Here is a 22,371-nt window from a genome sequence, read left to right on the forward strand (position 1 = left end):
AGGTTTTTGCCGATGACGCCGGGGCGCCCGGAATTCACGCGTCCCTGACCCTTTTGCGGTCCGATACCGCAGCTACAGGACGCAGATGACAAAGTTTACCGATCTCGCGCTGGACCCCCGCGTGCTCAAGGCCGTTCAGGAAGCGGGCTACGATTCCCCCACGCCCATTCAGGCGCAGGCCATCCCCCACGCGCTGGAGGGCAAGGACGTCCTTGGCATCGCCCAGACCGGCACGGGCAAGACGGCCAGCTTCACGCTGCCGATGATCACCCTGCTGGGCAAAGGCCGCGCCCGCGCGCGGATGCCCCGCAGCCTGGTCCTCGCCCCCACCCGCGAACTGGCCGCCCAGGTGGCCGAGAATTTCGAAACCTATGCCAAGCACACCAAGCTGACCAAGGCGCTGCTGATCGGCGGCGTGGCCTTTGGCGAACAGGACAAGCTTATCGACCGCGGCGTGGACGTGCTGATCGCGACGCCGGGCCGCCTGCTCGATCATTTCGAACGCGGCAAGCTGCTGCTTCAGGGCGTGCAGATCATGGTGGTGGATGAGGCCGACCGTATGCTCGACATGGGGTTCATCCCCGATATCGAACGCATTTTCAGCCTGACGCCCTTCACCCGCCAGACCTTCTTCTATTCCGCCACCATGGCACCGGAGATCGAGCGGATCACCAACACCTTCCTGCAGAACGCGGTGAAGATCGAGGTGGCGCGCCAGAACTCCACCTCGAACACCATCGAACAGGCGCTGGTCAACGTCACCCCCAGCCGCAAGGACCGCAGCAGCGCCGAAAAGCGTGACGCCCTGCGTGACCTGATCCGGTCGGAGGGCGAGGCCTGCACCAACGCCATCGTCTTCTGCAACCGCAAGATCGAAGTGGACGTGGTGGCGAAGTCCCTGAAGTCGCACGGCTTCAACGCGGCCCCGATCCATGGCGATCTGGAGCAGCGTCAGCGCATGGCGACGCTGGACGGCTTCCGGGAGGGGACGGTGCACATCCTCGTCGCGTCGGACGTGGCGGCGCGCGGGCTGGACGTGCCTTCGGTCAGCCATGTCTTCAACTTCGACGTTCCGACCCACCCCGAGGATTACGTTCACCGCATCGGCCGCACGGGGCGCGCCGGCCGCAAGGGCAAGGCCTTCACCTTGGCCACCCCGACGGACGAGAAATACGTGACGGCGATCGAGGCGCTTGTGGGCCAGCCGATCCCCCGCGCGGCGGTCTCCGCCCCCGTGGCACCGGCGCCCGCCGCTCCCACCGAGGAGCCGCGCGAGGAGCGCACCACCCGCAGCCGCCGTCGTCGCAGCAGCGACCGTGAGGATCGCGCCCCCCGGGCCGAGGCCCCCAAGGCCGAACGTCCGGCAGCGGAACGCGCGCCCGACACGTCCGGCCCCGTCCTGGGCCTTGGGGATCACGTGCCCGATTTCATGCTGCGCAGTTTCGCGGTGCCGGAACGAACCATCACCGACGAGGACGCGTAAGAAAAGGGGCCTCGCGGCCCCTTTTCTTATCCCCTCATTCGTCCGAGAGGCGGGAGATGACCACCGTCACCTCGGGCTTCTTGCCGATTTCGTTCTGACCGATGTTGCGGACCTGGCGGCGGATGCCCTCCTCCAGACGGTCGTCGTCGCGCATCATCTTGGCACCCGCCTTGTCCAGCCAATCGGTCAGATCCCGCTCCAACCCCTCGCTGAACGGGCCGGTGCGGCCGACATTGGACAGGCCCATCGTCTCCACCCACGCCTCGCCCATCAGCTCGTCATTCTCATCGACCAGCAGGGTGACCATGATATGGCCGTTCAGCGCCATGCGGATCCGGTCGCGCACCACGCCGTCGAACGCGCCGATCAGCATTCCGCCGTCCAGATAGACGCGCTTCGGCTCGATCCGCTCCACCGGCACCGGCGTGTTGCCGGTGATGTCCATGACCATGCCGTTGGTCACGATGGTGCTGCGGATGCCCGCCTCGGTCGCCAGACGCGCATGTTCGCGCAGGTGGCGATGCTCGCCATGCATCGGGATCATCATCTGCGGTTTCACGATGGAATGGACGGCCACCAGATCGGGCCGGTTCGCATGGCCCGACACATGGTAAAGACCGCCGCCATCGTCCTGCAGCGTGACGCCCATTTCCGACAGTTGGTTCATGATCCGGCCCACCGACCGCTCATTCCCCGGAATGGTGCGCGAGGAGAAGAGGAACATGTCCCCTTCCTTCAGGTCGATGCCCAGATACTTGCCGCGCGCCAGCTGCGCCGTCGCCGCGCGGCGTTCGCCCTGGCTGCCCGTCACGATCAGCAGCACGTTGTCGCGCGGCATGTCCAGCACCTGTTCGGGGCTGATGGTGGCCGGGAAATCGGTCAGGATGCCGGTTTCCTGCGCCGTCGCCACCATGCGCCGCATCGCGCGGCCCAGAAGGCAGATCGACCGGCCCGACGCCTGCGCCGCATCGGCCAGCGTTTTCAGGCGCGCAACGTTCGATGCGAAGGTCGTGGCGACGACCATGCCCTTGGCATTGCCGATCAGCTCGCGCAACGGCCCGCCCAGCGTGCTTTCCGAACGTCCCGGATGCGGGGTGAACACATTGGTGGAATCGCACATGAGCGCCTTGACCGGACGCTCCGACGCGATCGCCTCGAACGCCGCGGGATCCCATGCCTCGCCCACCACGGGGGCGGGGTCGAGCTTGAAGTCGCCCGTATGCACCACCCGCCCCGCAGGGCTGTCGATCACCAGGGCCGAGCTTTCGGGCACCGAATGGCTGATTGGCACGAACTGCACGTCGAACGGACCGGCGTTGACCACCGCCGGACGCGCCTCCACTACGGTGATCGCGTCCTTGGGAAGGCCGACATCCTGCATCTTGTGCCGCCCGATGGCCGCCGTGAACTTGCGGGCATAGATCGGGGCGTTCAGCTTGGGCCAAAGATGGGCCAAGGCGCCGATGTGATCCTCATGCGCATGGGTGATGAAGATCGCCTCGATCCGGTCGGCCCGCGCCTCCAGCCACGAAATGTCGGGCAGGATCAGGTCGATGCCGGGGGTGGAATCCATGTCGGGGAAGGTCACGCCCAGGTCGATGACGATCAAACGTTCCCGCCCCGGCGCGCCGTGGCCGTATACATAGCAGTTCATGCCAATCTCCCCCGCGCCGCCAATGGGGAGGTAGATCAGCCGTTCATTCGTCATGCCGTGTCCAATTCTAAGTTATGCCTATGGATCAGAACCAGACCCTGCATGGTCAGATCGTCGTCCACGCTGTCAAATAGGTCGAAACCCTGATCGAACAAAGGGGCGAGGCCCCCCGTGCCGATGACTTTCATCGGCCGATCCCGTTCCTGCCGGATGCGACGGACAACGCCCTCGACCAGCCCGATATAGCCCCAATACACGCCCGATTGCATGCAGGCCACCGTATTCGTCCCGATCGCCGCCTGCGGGCGGGAAATGTCCACATGCGGCAGCGCCGCCGCCGCCATGTGCAGCGCCTCAAGGCTCAGGTTCACGCCCGGTGCGATGGCCCCGCCGATATAGGCGCCGTCGTGATCCACCACGTCGAAGGTGGTCGCCGTCCCGAAATCCACGATGACCAGATCGCCGCCATGCCGATGATACCCCGCCACCGTGTTCACCAGCCGGTCCGGCCCCACGGTCGTGCCCTGATCCACGCGCGGCATCACCGGCAGCGCGCAATCGGGCTTGCCCACCACCAGCGGGCGGCAGTTGAAATATCGGTTGCACAGGACACGCAGGTTGAACACCACCCGCGGCGCGGTGGAGGAGATGATTGCATCCGTCACCGTCACATCCGCCCCGCCCAGGTGCAGCAGGCTGGTCAGCCAGACGTAGTATTCGTCCGCCGTCCGCGTGTGATCGGTCGAGATGCGCCAGGTGCCGACGAATTTCGCGCCGTTCCAGATGGAGAAGACCGTGTTGGTGTTTCCGCAGTCGATGGCCAGAAGCATGTCAGGGATCCGCAAAGAAGATGTCGGCGGCGGGAATGGTGATCCGCCCCGCCTCGGTATCAAGCACAAGCGCGCCGTGGTCGTCCACTGTGCGATAGATGCCGGTATGGCTGGCCGTCATGGTGCGGGCGGTAATCCGTTCGCCCACCCGCGCGGCATGGGCCAGAAAATCGTGCCGGATGCCGTCGAACCCCTGGGCCAGCTGCGCCTCGCGCGCGGCGAAGGCGGGGGCGAGGCGGGCCAGAAGCTGCTCCGGCGTCAGGCGAAAGCCGGTCTCGGCCAGAAGGTTGGTCGGGCGGACGGTCGTCGCCTCCACCGCCTCCGCCGGGGGGGATGCGATGAGGTTCACCCCCATGCCGACGGCCAGCAGACCGCCCTGCCCCTCCAGCAGGATGCCCGACAGCTTGCCCCCGTTCAGCAGAACGTCGTTCGGCCATTTCAACGTGAATGCCGTCTCCAGCCCGGTGACCGCGACCAGCGCATCGCGCAAGGACAGCGCCGCCACAAAGGACCGCAGGGCCGCGCGATCCGCAGGGCCGGTTGGCCGGGACACATGGCTGCCATAGAAATTGCCGCGCGGGCTGGACCAGATGCGTCCGCGCCGCCCCCGCCCCGCCGTCTGTTCGACCGCCAGAACCCAGGCCGGGTGGGCGGTCAGACGGAAGCCCTCGGCATTCGTGCTGTCCACGCGGTCAAGGACATGACGCGCGACCCCCTCCGGCCAATCAGCGGACAAGAGAACCCGCCGCAAGGGCCGCCGCACCGTCCACGCCGAACAGGTTCACCACCCCCGCCAGCATGATCACGCCCGACACCATCAGCACGACCCATTGGGTGCGGCCCATTCCGCCGTCCAGCGGGCTGTCCTCTTTCCCGAAATACATCAGGAACACCACCCGCAGGTAGTAATAGGCCCCGATCACCGATCCAAGGACACCCAGAATGGCCAGCCACCACAGCCCCGCATCCACCGCCGCCCGCAGCACATAGAATTTGCCGAAAAAGCCGATGAAGGGCGGCACGCCCGCCATGGAGAAGAACAACGCCAGAAGCGCCAGCGCCTTCAGCGGTTCCTTCTTGGAATAGTTGCTGAGGCTGTCGATCCGGCTGGTGGCGACTCCGTCCCGCTCCATCGTCAGGATGAAGGCGAAGACACCGATGCTCATCGCGACATAGATGGAGACATAGACGAGCATCGCCTGCACCCCCTGCTCGGTCCCCGCCGCCAGCCCCATCAGGGCAAAGCCCACATGCGCGATGGAGGAATAGGCCAGCAGCCGCTTGATGTCCGTCTGGCCGATGCCCGCGATGGATCCCACGAAGATCGACAGCACTGCCAAGACCGCCAGGATCTGTCCCCAATCGCCCGGCAGCGCCCCGAACGCGTCGTGCATCAGGCGCGCCATAAAGGCGAGGCCGGCGATCTTGGGCGCGGTGGCAAAGAAGGCCGTCACCGGCGTCGGCGCACCTTCATAGACATCGGGCGTCCACATGTGGAACGGCGCGGCCGACACCTTGAAGGCGACCCCGGCCAGCATGAACACCATCCCGAACAGCAGCCCCGTCGGCATTCCCTGATCCAGCGTGGACAGGATGCCCGCGAACTGGGTGGTGCCGGCAAACCCATAGGTCAGCGACGCGCCATACAGGAACATCCCCGAGGACAGGGCCCCCAGCACGAAATACTTCATCCCCGCCTCGGACGAGCGGGCGGAATCGCGGCGGAAGCTGGCGATGACGTAAAGCGCCAGCGACTGCAGTTCGATCCCCATGTAAAGCGCGATCAGATCGCCTGCGGATACGGTGACCATCATCCCCACGATCGAAAGGGTGATCAGGATGGGATACTCGAACTTCAAGAGCGACCGGCGCGCCAGGTAATCCTGGCTCATCAGCAGGACCACGGCGGCGGACAGAAGGATCGCCACCTTGGCGAAGCGGGCGAACCCGTCTTCCACGAACATGCCGAAGAAGGCCGTCCGGTCCGGCCCGCCCGCCACCCCGATCATCACGGCCAGCGCGACATAGACCGCCGCCGTCACCCACATCAGAAGGGGGGCCGTCCGGTCCTTGCCCGCATAGACCCCGAAGAGGATGGAGCCGAGCGCGAAGACCGTCAGCAGGAATTCGGGCAGGATGGTGGTGAAATCGGCTTGGGTCATCTTCTGTCCTCAGTTCATCACGGCGCCGACACCCGGATCGGGAATCGGCATCGCGGCCTGAAAGGTCTGGGTCAATTGGGCGGTGGAGGCAGCGATCAGGTCGGTCAGCACCGCCGGATACAGGCCAAGCCACAGGACCATCACGATCAGCGGCGCGAAAATCGCCTTTTCGCGCCAGCTCAGGTCGGTCACGTTCTTCAACGCCTCACGCAGCAGGTCGCCCAGCATGATCCGACGATAGAAACGCAGGCCATAGGCCGCCGCGAGGATCACGCCGCTGGTCGCGAACAACGCCACCCAGGTGTTCGACTGGAACGCGCCCATCAGCGTCAGGAATTCCCCGACAAAACCGCTGGTCCCCGGCAGGCCGACATTGGCCATGGTGAAGAACATGAAGAACAGCGCATAGACCGGCATCCGCGCGACCAGCCCGCCGAAGGCGTCGATCTCCTGCACGCGCAGCCGGTCGATCACCACGCCCGCGCACAGGAACATCCCCGACGCGACGAACCCGTGCGAGATCATCTGCACCACCGCGCCGTCCATGCCCACCTGCGTGGCCGAGAAGATGCCAAGCGTCACGAAGCCCATATGCGCGATGGAGGCATAGGCGATCAGGCGCTTCATGTCCGTCGCGACCAACGCCACCAGCGAGGTATAGACGATGGCGATCGCCGACAGCCACATCATGATGTCCGCCATCACCACCGCCCCTGCGGGGAACATGCCCACCGAAAACCGCAGGAAGCCATAGCCGCCCATCTTCACGAGGATGCCCGACAGGACCAGCGTGGTGGAAATCGGCGCCTCGGCATAGGCGTCCGGCTGCCAGGTGTGCAGCGGCCACATCGGCAGTTTCACCGCGAAGCTCGCAAGGAAGCCGAGGAACAGCAGCGTCTGCAGACCGCCCATCACGCCCATGCCCGCCACCGTGATGGGGGCGGAGGCGAAATCATGCGCCAGAAGCGCCACGATGTCGGTGGTGCCCGCGTCGAAATACATGGCGATCATCGCCACCAGCATCAGCACCGACCCGGCAAAGGTATAAAGGAAGAACTTGAACGCCGCATATAGCCGCGCCTTCCCCCCCCAGATGCCGATCAGCAACGAGGCCGGAATCAGCGTGCCTTCGAAGAAGATGTAGAACAGCACCAGATCCAGCGATGCGAAAACCCCGATCATCAGCGTTTCCAGCACCAGATAGGCGATCATCATCTCCTTCACGCGATAGGTCACGTTCCAGCACGCGCCGATCACCACGGGCATCAGTGCCGTCGTCAGCAAGACGAAGGCCAGCGAGATGCCGTCCACCCCCAGCTTGTAACGCAGGCCCGCGATCCAGGCGTGATCCTCGATGAACTGGAACCCCGGATTGGCGGTATCGAACTGCGCATAAAGGAAAAGCGAGATCAGGAAGGTCGAGACGGTCGCCAGTAGCGCCAGCCATTTCGCGTTGCGTTGCGCCGCGGCATCATCGCCGCGCAGGAACACGGCCAGGATCAGCGCCGCGATCGCCGGAATGAAGGTGACGATGGAAAGAAGGTTGTCCATCAGCGTGCGCCCCCCGAAAGCGTGACCCATGTGACCAGAACGGCCACGCCGACGACCATCGCGAAGGCATAGTGGAAAACATACCCCGACTGCATCCGCTGCGCGAACCGCGTCAGCTTCGGCACGATCCCGAGGGCGACGCCATTCACCGCGCCGTCGATCCCGCGCTCATCCCCCCGACGCCACAAAAGGGTGCCAAGGCAGCGGGCGGGCGTGACGAAGATGCGGTCGAAAAGCTCGTCGAAATACCATTTGTTCAGCAGGAACGCATGGGCGCCCCGCATCCGTTCGGCCATCCGCGCCGGCAGGGCCGGATCCCGGATATACATCGCCCAAGCCAGAACCAGCCCCGACAGCATCGCCACGAACGGCGCGACCTTCACCCAGGCGGGGACGTCATGCGCGGCATGGATCATGTGGTTCTCGGGCCCGAGGAACAGCGCACCCTGCCCCATCGGCACATCTTCCACGATGTGGAACCATGCGCGGACCGCCGCCTCATCCCCGAAGAACGGGCCATACCACAGCGTTCCGGCCAGAACGGCCCCCACGCCCAGCACCGCCAGCGGGATCAGCATCCCGCGCCCGGATTCGTGCGCGTGATCATGCACCTTGGCCGACCCGCGCGGCGCGCCGAAGAAGGTCAGGAAAATCAACCGCCAGGAATAGAACGCGGTCATCGCCGCGGAAATCACCAGCACCCAGAAGACCAGCCCCGACCCGGCATAGGCCGTCTCGATCACCGCATCCTTGGACACGAAGCCCGCAAAGCCGATATGGGTCAGCGGAATCCCCACGCCGGTCAGGGCCAGCGTGCCGACCACCATGGCCCAGAAGGTCGCGGGCATCTTGGCGCGCAGGCCGCCATAGTTGCGCAGATCCTGTTCGCCGCTCATCCCATGGATCACCGAACCGGCGCCAAGGAACAACAAAGCTTTGAAGAAGGCGTGCGTGAACAGGTGGAACATGGCCACGGAATACACACCCATCCCCGCCGCCACGAACATGTATCCCAGCTGCGACATGGTCGAATAGGCGATGACGCGCTTGATATCGGTCTGCACCAGCCCGATGGTCGCGGCCACGAAGGCCGAGGCCGCGCCGATCACCACGACCAGCGTCTGCGCATGGGGCGCGAATTCATAGATGGGCGACATGCGGCACACGAGGAACACGCCCGCCGTCACCATGGTGGCGGCATGGATCAGCGCCGATACCGGCGTCGGCCCCTCCATCGCGTCGGCAAGCCAGGTGTGCAGACCCAGCTGCGCCGATTTCCCCATCGCGCCGATGAACAGAAGGACGCCCACGATCTCGGCCGCGTTCCAGTTGATCGACAGGAAGGACACCTGCATCTGCGCCAGTTCGGGCGCCGCGGCGAACACATCGGTCAATCGGACCGAGTCGGTCAGGAAATACAGCGCGGCGATCGCCAGCAGAAATCCGAAATCTCCCACCCGGTTGACGACGAAGGCCTTGACCGCCGCCGCATTGGCCGACCCCTTGCGGTAATAGAACCCGACCAGAAGATAGGAGACGAGCCCCACCCCTTCCCAGCCGAAGAACAGCTGCACCAGATTGTCCGCCGTCACCAGCGTCAGCATGGCGAAGGTGAACAGCGACAGGAAGGCGAAGAACCGGGCGCGGTAATGTTCGCCCGGGCGGAAATTGTCGTCATGCGCCATATAGCCGAAGCTGTAGAGGTGCACGAGAACCGAGACCGTGTTGACCACGACCAGCATGATCGCGGTCAGACGGTCCACCCGGACCGACCAATCGCCCATCAGGCTGCCGCTTTCGATCCAGCGCATCAGGACGGCCTGCGTCGCCGGACCCTCGAAGTTCAGGAACACGGCCCAGGACAGCATGGCCGCCAGAGCCACCAGCGCCGTCGCCACCACCTGCGCCGCCGTCTCCCCCAGAAGCCGCCAGCCGAACCCGCAGATCAGCGCGCCCAGAAGGGGCGCCAGAACGATGATCGTGGTCATGCCGTCAGCCTTTCATCACGTTGACGTCGTCGACGTCGATCGACCGCTTGTTGCGGAAGAAGGTCACGAGGATCGCAAGGCCGATCGCCGCCTCGGCCGCGGCCACGGTCAGGACGAACATGGTGAAGATCTGCCCCGTCAGATCGCCCAGGAAGCTGGAAAAGGCGACGAGGTTGATGTTCACCGCCAGCAGCATCAGTTCGATCGACATCAGGATGACGATCACATTCCTGCGGTTCAGGAAGATGCCGAAGATGCCGATGACGAACAGCGTCGCCGCGACCACCAGATAATGTTCCAGTCCCACCATAGTCTTCCCTCCAACCGCAAGCGGCCCTTACAGGCCCTGCCCCGGTTTCACGTCCTTCAGTTCCAGCGTCTTCGCCGGGTCGCGCCACATTTGGTGCAGCACGTTCTGCCGCTTCACGTCCGTCCGATGGCTGAGCGTCAGCACGATCGCCCCGATCATGGCGACCAGCAGGATCAACCCCGACATCTGGAACAGCAGCAGATACCGGTCGAACAGGATCAACCCGATCGCGCGCGTGTTCTCGATCTGCACGGGGTCCGGCGTCACCGCCTGCCGCAGACCCATCGCCCCGTCCGCCTGCACCCAGGCGCCCACGCCCAGGGCCAATTGCACCAGAAGGATCACCCCGATCAGCGCGGCGATCGGCGCATGTTTGATCACGCCCGCCTTCAGCTGCGCGAAGTCCACGTCCAGCATCATCACGACGAACAGGAACAGCACCGCCACCGCCCCGACATAGACGATCAGCATCAGCATCGCCACGAACTCCGCCCCCAACAGGACGAACAGGCCGGCCGAGGACAGGAAGGTGGTGATCAGCCACAGCACCGCATGGACCGGGTTGCGGGCCAGCGTCACGCACAGCCCCGCGACGATGGTCACGAAGGCGAAGGCGTAAAAGGCGATATCGGCAACGGTCATGTGGTCATCCCCTGTATCGGGCCGGTCATCGGTAGGGCGCGTCGAGTTCGAGGTTGCGGGCGATCTCCGCCTCCCACCGCGCGCCATTGTCCAGAAGCTTCTGCTTGTCGTAGAACAGCTCTTCCCGCGTTTCGGTCGAGAACTCGAAATTCGGCCCCTCGACGATGGCATCGACGGGACACGCCTCCTGACAGAAACCGCAATAGATGCATTTCGTCATGTCGATGTCATACCGCGTGGTGCGGCGGCTGCCATCCTCGCGCGGTTCGGCGTCGATGGTGATGGCTTGTGCAGGGCACACCGCCTCGCACAGCTTGCAGGCGATGCAGCGTTCCTCGCCATTGGGATAGCGGCGCAGCGCGTGTTCGCCGCGGAATCGGGGGGACAGAGGGCCCTTTTCATGCGGATAGTTGATGGTCTCCTTTGGGGCCGCGAAGTATTTGAACCCCAGCTTGAACCCTTTCAGGAAATCGAACAGCAGCGCGTATTTGGTCGCGCGGGCCCAGTCGATCGTCTGTGCCATCGTCAGCCTCCCATCGCCCAGCGGGCCCAGAAGCCGCCGAACAGTTCGAATTTCGCCAGAAACGCCACCAGAACCACCCAGGCAAGCGACAGTGGCAGGAACACCTTCCAGCCGATCCGCATCAATTGGTCATAGCGGTAGCGGGGCGTGATCGCCTTCACCATGGCGAACATGAAGAAGAAGAACGCCATCTTCGCGACCATCCACAGCACACCGTCGGGCAGGCCCGGAATGGGCGACAGCCAACCGCCGAAGAACAGGATCGACATCAGCGCGCACATCAGGAAGATCGCGATGTATTCGCCCGCCATGAACAGCAGGAACGCGGTGGAGGAGTATTCCACCTGATAGCCCGCGACCAGTTCCGACTCCGCCTCGGGCAGATCGAAGGGCGGGCGGTTGGTTTCCGCCAGCGCGGAAATGAAGAACAGCACCACCATCGGCAGATGCGGCAGCCAATACCAGTTCAACAGCCCGAAATCGCCATCCTGCGCCCGCACGATGTTGCCGAAATTCATCGACCCGGTGGAGATGATGATCCCGATGATGATCAGGCCCAGCGACACCTCATAGGAGATCATCTGCGCCGCCGAGCGGAGCGACCCCAGGAACGGGTATTTGGAGTTCGACGCCCAGCCACCCATGATCACGCCATACACCTCCAGCGCCGAAACGGCGAAGACGAACAGCACGGCCACGTTGATGTTGGCCAGCACCCAGCCATCGGCGAAGGGGATGACGGCAAAGCCCATCATCGCCAGCGTGAAGGACAAAAGCGGCGCCAGGAAGAAGACGAAGCGGTCCGCCCCGGCGGGGACCACGATCTCCTTGAAGACGTATTTCATCGCATCGGCGAAGGTCTGCAGCAGCCCCCACGGCCCCACGACGTTCGGTCCGCGCCGCATCTGAACCGCCGCCCAGATCTTCCGGTCGCCATAGACCATGAAGATCAGCGAGATCATGACGAACGCTACGACCCCCAACGCCTGAAGGGCGACGAGGACGAAGATCCCCAAACCTGTCTGGAAAAAGTCAGCCATCCCGTCCCCTCGTTACACCGTCGGTATTCCGCTTGCCTTGCAAGCGGCAATGGTCGGGCGGGCGTCGATCACCCGCTCCCCGTCCGGCGCGTCCTTCGACAGGGCATAGACGGCATCCGCCACCCAGGCCCCGCCCCGTTTATCGATGTTCGTGCGGATGCGGCGGGCAAAGCCCAAGCCGCGGATCTCCGCATATTGCGCCGCGGCGCAGTCGGTATAGGCGTCGATGTCCGACGAGGCGCGCGGGCGGTCGATCGCCACACGAAACTGCGCCAGTTCGTCATCGATCATGATCGTCTGCACCCCCAGATGGGTCGGCGCGGGCAGCGGCTCGGCCCCCTCCTCCACGGCGGGGATCTCGCGCGGCAGCGTGGTGCAGGCGGACAGGAGAAGAACCACGGCCACCGCCCTCATTCCGCCGCCAGTGGGGCGTTGGCCCGCGCCTGCGCCTGGGCCGACAGTTCCGCCATCAGCACGGACGCCCGCGCGATGGGGTTCGTCTGATAGAAGTCCTTCACCGGCAGACGAAAATCGGCCTGCGCCGGATCGCGCAGCGGCAGCGGCTGCCATGCGTTCTCGGCCACCTGATCGATGCGCCCCAGATGCGGCACGGCGGCCACCAGCTTCTGGCGCAGTTGCGCCAGCGTGTCGAACGGCAGCACCGCGCCCAGTTCCGCCGACAGGGCGCGCAGGATCGCCCAGTTTTCCTTGGCATCGCCCGGCGGGAAGCCCGCGCGCAGCGCCAGTTGCGGACGGCCTTCGGTGTTCACGAACAGCCCGCCTTCTTCGGTATAGGCGGCGGCGGGCAGGATGATGTCCGCCCGGTGCGCGCCGCGATCGCCGTGGCTTCCCTGATAGACGACGATCGGGCCGGCGGCGATTTCCACCTCGTCCGCGCCAAGATTGAAGACGACCTCCGCCCCCTCAAGCGCTGCACGCAGACCGCCTTCGGTCACGGCGCCCACATCCATCGCGCCCACGCGGGCGGCGGCGGTGTGCAGGACCAGAAGCTTCGCCCCGGTGGCCGATGCGAAATCCATCGCCTGCGCCAAAACCGCCTCGCCATCCGCCTCGGACAAGGCGCCCTGGCCTACGATGACGATCCCGCCCTGATCCGCACGTTCCAGCTTGGTCAGGCTGTCTCGGCCCGTGCCGTGATGGGTGTAGTCATAGGTCAGATCGACCGCCGGTCCGACGACGCCCACCGTCGCCCCCGCCATCCACGCCTTGCGGATGCGGGCGTTCAGAACCGGCGCCTCGACCCGCGGGTCGGTGCCGATCAGCGTGATGCTCTTGGCCGTATCGATATCCTCGATCCGCGCGGTGCCGACATAGGCGGAGCGGTTGCCCACCGGCAAACGCGCGCCGTCGGTGCGGCATTCGACCGAACCGCCTTGCCCTTCGACCAGCAGCTTCAGCGCGAAGGCGGCCTCCACCGGCACCAGATCGCCGACCAGACCGGCCACCCGCTTGCCCTTCATCGCGGCGGCGACGGCGGCCAGCGCCTCGCCCCAGGACGCGCGGCGCAGTTTCCCGCCCTCGCGGATATAGGGCACATCCAGACGCTGGCGGCGCAGACCATCCCAGATGAAGCGGCTTTTGTCGCTCAGCCATTCCTCGTTCACGCCGTCATGGTTGCGGGGCAGGATGCGCATCACCTCGCGCCCCTTGGTGTCCACGCGGATGTTCGACCCGAGCGCGTCCATCACATCGACGCTTTCGGTTTTCGTCAGCTCCCACGGGCGGGCCGTGAAGGCATAGGGTTTCGAGGTCAGCGCCCCCACCGGGCACAGGTCGATGATGTTGCCCTGCAGGTTCGAATCCAGCGTCTGGTTCAGGTAGGAGGTGATCTCGGCACTCTCCCCCCGCCCGGTCTGGCCCATCTGCACGATGCCCGCCACCTCGGTCGTGAACCGGACGCAGCGCGTGCAGGAAATGCAGCGCGTCATCGCCGTCTTGACCAACGGGCCAAGGTTCAGCTCTTCCGACGCGCGCTTCGGCTCGCGATAGCGGCTGAAATCCACGCCATAGGCCATCGCCTGATCCTGAAGGTCGCACTCTCCCCCCTGATCGCAGATCGGACAATCCAGCGGGTGGTTGATGAGCAGGAACTCCATCACCCCTTCCCGCGCCTTCTTGACCATGGGGGAGTTCGTCTTGACCACCGGCGGCTCACCGTTCGGGCCGGGGCGCAGATCCTTGATCTGCATCCCGCAGGACGCGGTCGGCTTCGGCGGGCCGCCCACAACCTCCACCAGGCACATCCGGCAGTTGCCCGCGATGGACAGCCGCTCGTGATAGCAGAAGCGCGGAATTTCCACGCCCGCGAACTCGGCGGCCTGAATGATGGTCATCGAGGCGTCGACCTCAAGCTCCTGACCGTCAATGATGATTTTCTTGAGGTTGCTCATCGGCGACCCTTCCCATCTTCCATCATCGGCACGCCCCCGGGAACACCCAGTTCGGCGCCTCGTACCGCCCGACCGCCGCCGGGTTGAATCGCATCATCCGCGCGGCGCAGGCCCGCACGGCCACATCCTTGGCAACCTTCCCCTGATCGTAACGCAAGGGGTCGGTCGGGCTGTAGATCGCGAGGGTCGCCCCTTCGATCGGCGTGGCCCCGTCGGCCGTGATCACATGCCCCACGCCCGCCGGGCGCAGAACCGACACATAAGGCCCGTCGGTCAGCGACGGCGCGGGCACCGGCGCGGTCGTGTCGGCACAGCCGGCCAAAGCCGCCAGTCCCGCCACCGCCATGATGCCCCGCGCGCCCGTCATTCCGCCGCCATCGCCCCCATGCGTCCCGTCCGCTTGGCCTTGATCCGGTCCTCGATCTCCTCGCGGAAATGCCGGACGAGGCCCTGGATCGGCCATGCGGCCGCATCGCCCAGGGCGCAGATCGTGTGGCCCTCGACCTGCTTGGTCACGTTGACCAGCATGTCGATCTCCTCGACCTCCGCCTCGCCCCGCACCAGCCGGTCCATGACCCGCATCATCCAGCCCGTGCCCTCGCGGCAGGGCGTGCACTGGCCGCAGCTTTCATGGGCAAAGAACTTCGACAGCCGCCAGATCGCCTTCACCACATCGGTGGACTGGTCCATGACGATCATGCAGGCGGTCCCGAAGCTGGAGCGGTTTTCCCGCATCCAGTCGTAATCCATCAGCGCCTCGTTGCACAGGTCCGCCGGCAGGATCGGACAGCTTGCGCCCCCCGGGATCACGGCCTTGAGGTTCTTCCACCCGCCGCGCACGCCGCCGCCATGCCGCTCGATCAGCTCGCGCATGGGGATCGACATCGCCTCCTCGACCACGCAGGGCGTGTTGACGTGGCCGGTCATGGCGAACAGCTTCACGCCCGTGTTGTTCGGACGCCCGAAGCTGGAATACCACTCCGCCCCCCGCCGCAGGATCGTCGGCACGACAGACACGGATTCCACGTTGTTCACCGTGGTGGGCGAGCCATACAGCCCCGCCCCCGCCGGGAAGGGCGGCTTCATCCGCGGCATCCCCTTGCGCCCCTCAAGGCTCTCCAGAAGCGCCGTTTCCTCGCCGCAGATATAGGCGCCCGCACCGTGATGCAGGAACACGTCGAAGTCATAGCCCGATCCGCAGGCGTTGCGGCCAATCAGGCCCGCGTCATACGCTTCGTCGATGGCGGCCTGAAGGGCCTCCTTCTCGCGGATGTATTCGCCACGGATATAGATATAGGCCGCGACCGCCCCCATCGCGAAACCGGCGACCAGACACCCTTCGACCAGCGTGTGCGGGTCGTGGCGCATGATCTCGCGGTCCTTGCAGGTCGCGGGTTCGGATTCGTCGGCATTCACCACCAGATAGGCCGGACGCCCGTCCGACTTCTTCGGCATGAACGACCATTTCAGCCCCGTGGGGAACCCGGCCCCGCCGCGGCCCCGCAAGCCGCTGGCCTTCACCTGATCGATGATCCAGTCGCGCCCGTTGGCCAAAAGCCCCGCGGTGTTGTCCCACAGCCCGCGCTTGCGCGCCCCGGCCAGGGAACGGTCATACATGCCATAGATGTTTTGGAAGATACGATCCTGATCCTTCAGCATGATCCCCTCACTCCTTCCCGCGCCAGGCGCGTGTGACGGCCACGGCCCCCCAGATGAACCCGGCCAAGGCCAGCGCGTCGAACACCAGCATCAGTTCCGGGCCCCAACCCTGACGTCCCCCGACGCTCTGGATCAGCATCCAGATCAGCGCGGTGCCCACGATGATCAGGGACGCGCGCCGCCCCTCGGCTCCGATGCCCCCGCTCATGACTTGTCATCCACGGGCTGGCCCGGTTCGGCCTTGGCGGTCCCGCCCGTGGCGACCCCGTCCTCGTCCTTCATCCGCGCGGCGGGCTTCACCGGGGCTTCCTCCTTGGAAATCCCCGTCTCGTCGATCGGATGCCCTGCGCCGGGGGTGGGTTCGGGCGTCGCCGTCTCCGCCACCTCGGGCTGGCGCTGCCACGGGGTGCGCAGCGGCACCTCGGTCCCGTCGATGCGGCGCACGGTGTCGCCCAGATCGACCGCGCGTTGCACCGCGCCGTTCAACTCCAGCCGCTCGCCTTCGGTCAGGGCGGTCGGCCCGCCCTTTGGCTCGGCCCCGAAGCGGCCGTTCTGCGGGCCGGGACGCGGCACGTCCCCTTCGGCAAATCGGTCGATCAGCGCGGCCAGCGTCTCGGGGGTCAGATCCTCGTAATTGTCCTTCCCGATCTGGGCCATGGGCGCGTTGGTGCAGGCGCCCAGACACTCGACCTCCTCCCACGAGAAGCGACCGTCGGCCGAAACCTGGTGCGGATTCGGCGCGATCTTCTCGCGGCAGACGGCGATCAGATCCTCCGCCCCGCAGATCATGCAGGTCGTCGTGCCGCAGATCTGGATATGCGCCACGCTGCCCACGGGCGACAGGTGGAACATGAAATAGAACGTCGCCACTTCCAGCGCGCGGATATAGGCCATGCCCAGCATGTCCGCGACCGTCTCGATCGCCGGACGGCTCAGCCAACCCTCCTGCTCCTGCGCGCGGAACAGCAGGGGGATGATGGCCGAGGCCTGACGACCTTCGGGGTATTTGGTGATCTGACCTTCCGCCCAGGCCAGGTTCGCCGGGGTGAAGGCGAAGCGGTCGGGCTGAACGGGGTGCAAGCGGCGCAGCATCAGCGGTCAACCTCTCCGAACACGATATCCATGGTGGCGATGATGGCGGACACGTCGGCCAGCTGATGACCCTTGGCCAGATGGTCGATCGCCTGAAGGTGGGGATAGCCCGGCGCGCGGATCTTGGCGCGATACGGGCGGTTGGTGCCGTCGGCCACAAGGAACACCCCGAATTCGCCCTTCGGCGCTTCGACCGCGGCATAGACCTCGCCCGCCGGGACGTGGAACCCTTCGGTATACAGCTTGAAGTGGTGGATCAGCGCTTCCATCGAGCGCTTCATCTCCGCCCGCTTCGGCGGCGCGATCTTGCCCCGCGCCAGCACATCGCCGGGGTTCTGCCGCAGCAGCGCGCAGGCCTGCTTCACGATCTTCAGCGATTCCCGCATTTCCGCCATGCGGCACAGATACCGGTCATAGCAGTCGCCGGACTTGCCCACCGGGATCTGGAAATCGAACTCGTCATAGCATTCGTAGGGCTGCGACCGCCGCAGATCCCAGGCCAGACCCGAGCCGCGCGCCATGATGCCCGACATGGACCAGTCGAACACGTCCTGCTGGCTGACGATGGCGATATCGACGGTGCGCTGCTTGAACACGCGGTTTTCGGTGATCAGCTCATCCACGCGGTCCAGAACGGCGGGGAACGTCTCGCACCATGCCTCGATATCGTCGATCAGGTCGGGCGGCAGATCCTGATGCACGCCGCCGGGCCGGAAATAGGCCGCGTGCAAACGCGCACCGCAGGCCCGCTCATAGAACACCATCAGCTCCTCGCGCGGAACGAAGGTCCAGAGTGGCGCGGTCAGCGCGCCCACGTCCAGCGCGCCGGTGCCGACGTTCATCAGATGGTTCAGCAACCGGCCGATCTCGCAGAACAGCACGCGGATGATCGAGGCGCGGCGCGGCACCTCCGTCCCCGTCAGCTTTTCGATGGCCAGACACCAGGCATGTTCCTGGTTCATCGGCGTGACGTAATCCAGCCGGTCGAAATAGGGCAGGTTCTGCAGATAGGTCCGGCTTTCCATCAGCTTTTCGGTGCCGCGGTGCAAGAGACCCACATGCGGATCGCAGCGCTCCACCACCTCGCCGTCCAGTTCCAGCACCAGACGCAGCACGCCGTGCGCCGCCGGGTGCTGCGGCCCGAAGTTGATGTTGAAGTTGCGGATCTTCTGTTCGCCCGCGGGGGTGGGAAGATCGTCCATCATGGCTTGGCCTTGTCATCGCCGGGAAGGATGTATTCCGCACCCTCCCACGGGCTGAGGAAGTCGAACTGCCGGTATTCCTGCACCAGCTTCACCGGCTCGTAGACGACGCGCTTCAGCGTCTCGTCATACCGCACCTCGGTATAGCCGGTCGTGGGAAAATCCTTGCGCAGCGGATGGCCGCGAAAGCCGTAATCCGTCAGCAGGCGGCGCAGGTCGGGATGGCCCGAGAACAGGATGCCGAACATGTCGAACACCTCCCGCTCATACCAGTTGGCCGCCGGATAGACGCCGGTGATGGACGGCATCATCCCGTCCTCGGCCAGCGCGCATTTGATGCGGATGCGGTGGTTCAGGTGCATCGACAAAAGGTTGTAGACCAGATCGAACCGCTCTGGCCGTTCGGGGTAATCCACCGCCGTAATGTCGATCAGCGTGCCGAACCGGCAGGCGCCGTCCTGCTTCAGGACTTCCATCACCGCGACGATGGCGTCGGCCCGCACCTCGACCGTCAACTGCCCATGCGCGATCGCATGGCCCGTCACTGCGTCGGGCAGGCGCAGTTCGATCTGGGCGCCAAGCTCGGCCAGCGCGTCGAACGTCGTATCGGGAGAGGCGTCGGTCATCGTGGCGTCCCTTTCCTTAGCGCGTCAGCGTGCCGGTGCGGCGGATCTTGCGTTGAAGCTGCAGGATGCCATACAGCAGCGCCTCCGCCGTGGGGGGGCAGCCGGGAACATAGATATCCACCGGAATCACCCGATCACAGCCCCGCACCACGGAATAGCTGTAGTGGTAATACCCGCCCCCGTTGGCGCAGGAGCCCATGGAGATGACATAGCGCGGTTCGGGCATCTGGTCATAGACCTTGCGCAGCGCGGGGGCCATCTTGTTGGTCAGCGTGCCGGCCACGATCATCAGGTCCGACTGGCGCGGCGAGGCGCGGGGCGCCGTTCCGAACCGTTCGATGTCATAGCGCGGCATGGAGGTCTGGATCATCTCCACCGCGCAGCAGGCCAGCCCGAACGTCATCCAGTGCAAGCTGCCGGTGCGCGCCCAGTTGATCACATCCTCGGTGGAACTGAGGAGGAACCCCTTGTCCTGCAACTCCCGGTTCAGGGCTTGCGTCGCGACCTCGGGGTCGCCGCCCGCGCGGTTCACGGATGTGCTCAGGCCCATTCCAACGCCCCCTTCTTCCATTCGTAGATGAATCCGACCGTCAACACCCCAAGGAATACCATCATCGACCAGAACGCCGCCATGGAGATGTCGCCGAAGGCCACGGCCCACGGGAACAGGAACGCCACCTCAAGGTCGAAGATGATGAACAGGATGGAGACGAGATAGAAGCGCACGTCGAACTTCATCCGCGCGTCGTCGAACGCGTTGAACCCGCATTCATAGGCCGACACCTTTTCCGGGTCGGGATTGCGCACCGCGATGAGGGCCGCCGCCAGAAGCAGAACCAGCCCCAAGGCCACGGTGATCCCAAGGAAAACGATGAGCGGGAAGTACTCTCGGAGAAGTTCGTCCACGAGTGGCTCCTTCAGCCAGCACCCACCTCAGAGTGCGCGAAAAGTTGCTGCGCTTCATGTATCCTTGGAAGGCACAGGGGTCAACCGAGCACGGGGAATGGCCACGTCAGTAAAATAAGGGAAAGCGCACCCGATGATCAAAAAATATTCTTTGGGATACCCGCGCATTCGACGGCATACCGAAATCATCGGACAAGCCGGTCCATCACGGCCTCCAGATCGGCATAGCGGTGCAGGAGCGCGTCGGGCTTCAGCGCCGCCACCGCCCCGCCCGCCGGGCCGAAGGTCACCAGCGCCACGGGCACCCCGGCCGCCGCCCCGGTCTTCAGGTCCGTCTCGGTATCCCCGACCAGGAACGACCGCCCCACCTCGCCCCCCGCGCGCCGGACCGCCTCGAGGTAGGGGGCCGCGTCGGGTTTGCGGGTGGGCAGCGTGTCGGCCCCGATCATCGCGTCGAACAGGTCCGTCACCCCCAGATGCGCAAGCAGCGTATGGGCCAGACCCTCGGGCTTGTTGGTGCAGACCGCCGTCGCAACTCCGGCGCGGCGCAGCCCCTCGACGGCCGCCACCGCGCCGGGATAAAGGGTCGTGTGCACCGCGATCGCCTGGCCATAGGCCTCCAGCAGGATCGGGAATTGCCGGTCGATATCGGCATCGGTGAAGGCCGTCCCCACCCGCTCGAACCCCAGCTTCAGCATGGCCCGCGCGCCACGCACCGCCGTCGCCGCATCCTCCACCGGATGCAGGCGGTCGCCATGCCCCAATGCGCGAAAGCAGTGGTTGGCCGACGCCACCAGATCGGCGGAGGTGTCGGCCAGCGTCCCGTCCAGATCGAATACCACGCAACGCATCTTGAAACCTCCGGTAAGACAGTGTGACCGCCCCGCCCCTTGCGGTGCCCCGCCCAAGGGGTAAAACCAGCGGCAGACAAAGACCAGAGGGACATATGGCCGGGGTTTCGCTCATCATCCTTGCGGCGGGCATGGGCTCGCGCATGAACTCGGACCTGCCCAAGGTTCTGCACCGCATCGGCGCGGCCCCCCTTCTGCATCATGCGATGCAGGCCGGGCGCGCGCTGGATCCCGATCGCACCATCGTCGTCACGGGCCACGGCGCCGACGCGGTGGACGCCGCCGCCCGCGCCTTCGACCCGGAGGTGGAGACCGTGCGCCAGACCGAGCAGCTGGGCACCGGCCATGCGGTGGCGCAGGCGGCCCCCCTTCTGGCGGGGCAGACGGGCGACGCCGTGGTTCTTTACGGCGACACGCCCCTGATCCGCCCCGAGACGCTGGAGGCGATGCGCGCCGCCCGTGCCCGCCACGCGGTCGTGGTCCTGGGCTTTCACCACCACGGCGCGGGCCGCTATGGCCGCCTGATCGCCGAGGGCGAGGCGCTGGAGAAGATTGTCGAATACAAGGACGCCACCGAGGACCAGCGCGCCGTCACGCTGTGCAATTCCGGCGTCGTCTGCGCCGATGCGGGCACGCTGATGGACCTTGTGGCCCGGATCGGCACCGCCAACGCGGCAGGAGAATACTACCTGACCGACATCGTGGAGATCGCGCGCGCCCGTGGTCTGACCGCCGGTGTCGTGATCTGCGACGAGGCCGAGACGCTGGGCATCAACACCCGTCAGGAACTCGCCGCCGCCGAGGCCGCCTTCCAGACCCGCGCCCGGGCCGAGGCGCAGGAGAACGGCGTCACCCTCACCGCGCCCGACACCGTGTTCTTTGCGCTGGATACCGTGGTGGGCCGCGATACCGTCATCGGCCCGAACGTGGTCTTCGGCCCCGGCGTCACCGTGGAAAGCGAGGCGGAGATTCGCCCCTTCTGCCATCTGGAAGGGTGCCACATCTCTCGCCTTGCCACGGTCGGGCCCTTCGCCCGCCTGCGCCCCGGCGCGGAACTGGCCGAGGATGTGCATGTCGGCAACTTCGTCGAGATCAAGAACGCCATTCTGGACGAGGGCGTGAAGGTCGGCCATCTCACCTATCTGGGCGATGCGCATGTGGGCGAGAGGACCAATATCGGCGCGGGCACCATCACCTGCAATTATGACGGCGTGAACAAGCACAAGACGACCATCGGCCCGCGCGTCTTCATCGGGTCGAACACGATGCTGGTCGCCCCCGTGACTGTGGGGCGCGACGCCATGACCGGATCGGGCAGCGTCATCACCGAGGATGTCCCGGCCGAGGCGCTGGCCATCGGGCGCGCGCGGCAGGTCACCAAACCCGGTCTGGCGGTGAAGTTGATGGACCTGTTCCTGTCCAAGAAAAAGAAGGGCTGACC

The 22,371-nt window shown here is 65.5% G+C and carries 23 protein-coding genes; 2 read left to right on the top strand and 21 right to left on the bottom strand.

Annotation, left to right across the window (positions count from 1 at the left end; all coding sequences use genetic code 11):
• Positions 1-85: 85 nt before the first annotated feature.
• Positions 86-1,483 carry a DEAD/DEAH box helicase gene (locus MU449_RS10090; protein WP_244737961.1) on the top strand — a complete coding sequence of 466 codons (1,398 nt, stop codon included), beginning with the start codon at positions 86-88 and terminating at the stop codon, positions 1,481-1,483.
• A gap of 34 nt (positions 1,484-1,517) precedes the next feature.
• On the opposite strand, the gene MU449_RS10095 is transcribed toward MU449_RS10090, so the two are convergent.
• From MU449_RS10095 to MU449_RS10195, 21 genes are all read right to left on the bottom strand, one after another.
• Positions 1,518-3,191, bottom strand: coding sequence for a ribonuclease J (locus MU449_RS10095; RefSeq protein WP_244737962.1), 1,674 nt, complete (start codon positions 3,189-3,191; stop codon positions 1,518-1,520).
• Complete coding sequence (locus MU449_RS10100) at positions 3,188-3,967, bottom strand: type III pantothenate kinase (protein WP_244737963.1); 780 nt, start codon at positions 3,965-3,967, stop codon at positions 3,188-3,190. Before MU449_RS10100 ends, MU449_RS10095 begins: the two co-directional genes overlap by 4 nt.
• 1 nt (position 3,968) lies before the next feature.
• Positions 3,969-4,703, bottom strand: coding sequence for a biotin--[acetyl-CoA-carboxylase] ligase (locus MU449_RS10105; RefSeq protein ID WP_244737964.1), 735 nt, complete (start codon positions 4,701-4,703; stop codon positions 3,969-3,971).
• Positions 4,693-6,129: an NADH-quinone oxidoreductase subunit NuoN gene (nuoN, locus tag MU449_RS10110; protein ID WP_244737965.1), complete on the bottom strand. Its 1,437-nt coding sequence runs from the start codon at positions 6,127-6,129 to the stop codon at positions 4,693-4,695. The genes MU449_RS10105 and nuoN overlap by 11 nt, the downstream gene beginning before the upstream one ends.
• Positions 6,130-6,138: 9 nt before the next feature.
• The gene (locus MU449_RS10115) at positions 6,139-7,680 is read right to left on the bottom strand and encodes an NADH-quinone oxidoreductase subunit M (protein ID WP_244737966.1); all 1,542 of its coding nucleotides are present in this window, start codon (positions 7,678-7,680) and stop codon (positions 6,139-6,141) included.
• The gene (gene nuoL / locus MU449_RS10120) at positions 7,680-9,668 is read right to left on the bottom strand and encodes an NADH-quinone oxidoreductase subunit L (protein ID WP_244737967.1); all 1,989 of its coding nucleotides are present in this window, start codon (positions 9,666-9,668) and stop codon (positions 7,680-7,682) included. Before nuoL ends, MU449_RS10115 begins: the two co-directional genes overlap by 1 nt.
• A 4-nt stretch (positions 9,669-9,672) precedes the next feature.
• Entirely contained in the window at positions 9,673-9,978 is a 306-nt protein-coding gene (nuoK, locus tag MU449_RS10125; protein ID WP_244737968.1) for an NADH-quinone oxidoreductase subunit NuoK, read from the bottom strand.
• Between the two features lie 27 nt (positions 9,979-10,005).
• Entirely contained in the window at positions 10,006-10,620 is a 615-nt protein-coding gene (locus MU449_RS10130) for an NADH-quinone oxidoreductase subunit J (protein ID WP_244737969.1), read from the bottom strand.
• A gap of 25 nt (positions 10,621-10,645) precedes the next feature.
• The gene (gene nuoI / locus MU449_RS10135; RefSeq protein ID WP_244737970.1) at positions 10,646-11,143 is read right to left on the bottom strand and encodes an NADH-quinone oxidoreductase subunit NuoI; all 498 of its coding nucleotides are present in this window, start codon (positions 11,141-11,143) and stop codon (positions 10,646-10,648) included.
• A gap of 2 nt (positions 11,144-11,145) precedes the next feature.
• Positions 11,146-12,183 (bottom strand): NADH-quinone oxidoreductase subunit NuoH, encoded by a 1,038-nt coding sequence (gene nuoH / locus MU449_RS10140; RefSeq protein ID WP_244737971.1) that lies wholly within the window; start codon positions 12,181-12,183, stop codon positions 11,146-11,148.
• 12 nt (positions 12,184-12,195) lie between these two features.
• A complete protein-coding gene (locus MU449_RS10145; RefSeq protein WP_244737972.1) occupies positions 12,196-12,588 on the bottom strand; it encodes a hypothetical protein in 393 nt (130 codons plus the stop codon).
• A 5-nt stretch (positions 12,589-12,593) separates the two neighbouring features.
• Positions 12,594-14,594 carry an NADH-quinone oxidoreductase subunit NuoG gene (gene nuoG / locus MU449_RS10150; RefSeq protein WP_244737973.1) on the bottom strand — a complete coding sequence of 667 codons (2,001 nt, stop codon included), beginning with the start codon at positions 14,592-14,594 and terminating at the stop codon, positions 12,594-12,596.
• A gap of 22 nt (positions 14,595-14,616) precedes the next feature.
• Complete coding sequence (locus tag MU449_RS10155; protein WP_244737974.1) at positions 14,617-14,961, bottom strand: hypothetical protein; 345 nt, start codon at positions 14,959-14,961, stop codon at positions 14,617-14,619.
• Entirely contained in the window at positions 14,958-16,253 is a 1,296-nt protein-coding gene (gene nuoF / locus MU449_RS10160) for an NADH-quinone oxidoreductase subunit NuoF (RefSeq protein WP_244737975.1), read from the bottom strand. The genes MU449_RS10155 and nuoF overlap by 4 nt, the downstream gene beginning before the upstream one ends.
• Before the next feature lie 7 nt (positions 16,254-16,260).
• Complete coding sequence (locus MU449_RS10165; RefSeq protein ID WP_244737976.1) at positions 16,261-16,461, bottom strand: DUF5337 family protein; 201 nt, start codon at positions 16,459-16,461, stop codon at positions 16,261-16,263.
• The gene (nuoE, locus tag MU449_RS10170) at positions 16,458-17,345 is read right to left on the bottom strand and encodes an NADH-quinone oxidoreductase subunit NuoE (protein ID WP_244737977.1); all 888 of its coding nucleotides are present in this window, start codon (positions 17,343-17,345) and stop codon (positions 16,458-16,460) included. The genes MU449_RS10165 and nuoE overlap by 4 nt, the downstream gene beginning before the upstream one ends.
• The gene (locus tag MU449_RS10175) at positions 17,345-18,550 is read right to left on the bottom strand and encodes an NADH-quinone oxidoreductase subunit D (RefSeq protein WP_244737978.1); all 1,206 of its coding nucleotides are present in this window, start codon (positions 18,548-18,550) and stop codon (positions 17,345-17,347) included. The genes nuoE and MU449_RS10175 overlap by 1 nt, the downstream gene beginning before the upstream one ends.
• Positions 18,547-19,173, bottom strand: coding sequence for an NADH-quinone oxidoreductase subunit C (locus tag MU449_RS10180; protein ID WP_244737979.1), 627 nt, complete (start codon positions 19,171-19,173; stop codon positions 18,547-18,549). The genes MU449_RS10175 and MU449_RS10180 overlap by 4 nt, the downstream gene beginning before the upstream one ends.
• Before the next feature lie 16 nt (positions 19,174-19,189).
• Positions 19,190-19,723, bottom strand: coding sequence for a NuoB/complex I 20 kDa subunit family protein (locus MU449_RS10185; protein ID WP_244737980.1), 534 nt, complete (start codon positions 19,721-19,723; stop codon positions 19,190-19,192).
• Positions 19,714-20,079 (bottom strand): NADH-quinone oxidoreductase subunit A, encoded by a 366-nt coding sequence (locus MU449_RS10190; protein WP_244737981.1) that lies wholly within the window; start codon positions 20,077-20,079, stop codon positions 19,714-19,716. Before MU449_RS10190 ends, MU449_RS10185 begins: the two co-directional genes overlap by 10 nt.
• 185 nt (positions 20,080-20,264) lie before the next feature.
• A complete protein-coding gene (locus tag MU449_RS10195; RefSeq protein WP_244737982.1) occupies positions 20,265-20,930 on the bottom strand; it encodes an HAD hydrolase-like protein in 666 nt (221 codons plus the stop codon).
• Positions 20,931-21,025: 95 nt separating this feature from the next.
• Between MU449_RS10195 and glmU the strand changes: the two genes are divergently transcribed.
• Positions 21,026-22,369, top strand: coding sequence for a bifunctional UDP-N-acetylglucosamine diphosphorylase/glucosamine-1-phosphate N-acetyltransferase GlmU (gene glmU / locus MU449_RS10200; RefSeq protein WP_244737983.1), 1,344 nt, complete (start codon positions 21,026-21,028; stop codon positions 22,367-22,369).
• Positions 22,370-22,371: the final 2 nt, after the last annotated feature.

It is taken from the genome of Falsirhodobacter halotolerans (genome assembly GCF_022899245.1).
GTDB classification, from domain to species: domain Bacteria; phylum Pseudomonadota; class Alphaproteobacteria; order Rhodobacterales; family Rhodobacteraceae; genus Falsirhodobacter; species Falsirhodobacter halotolerans.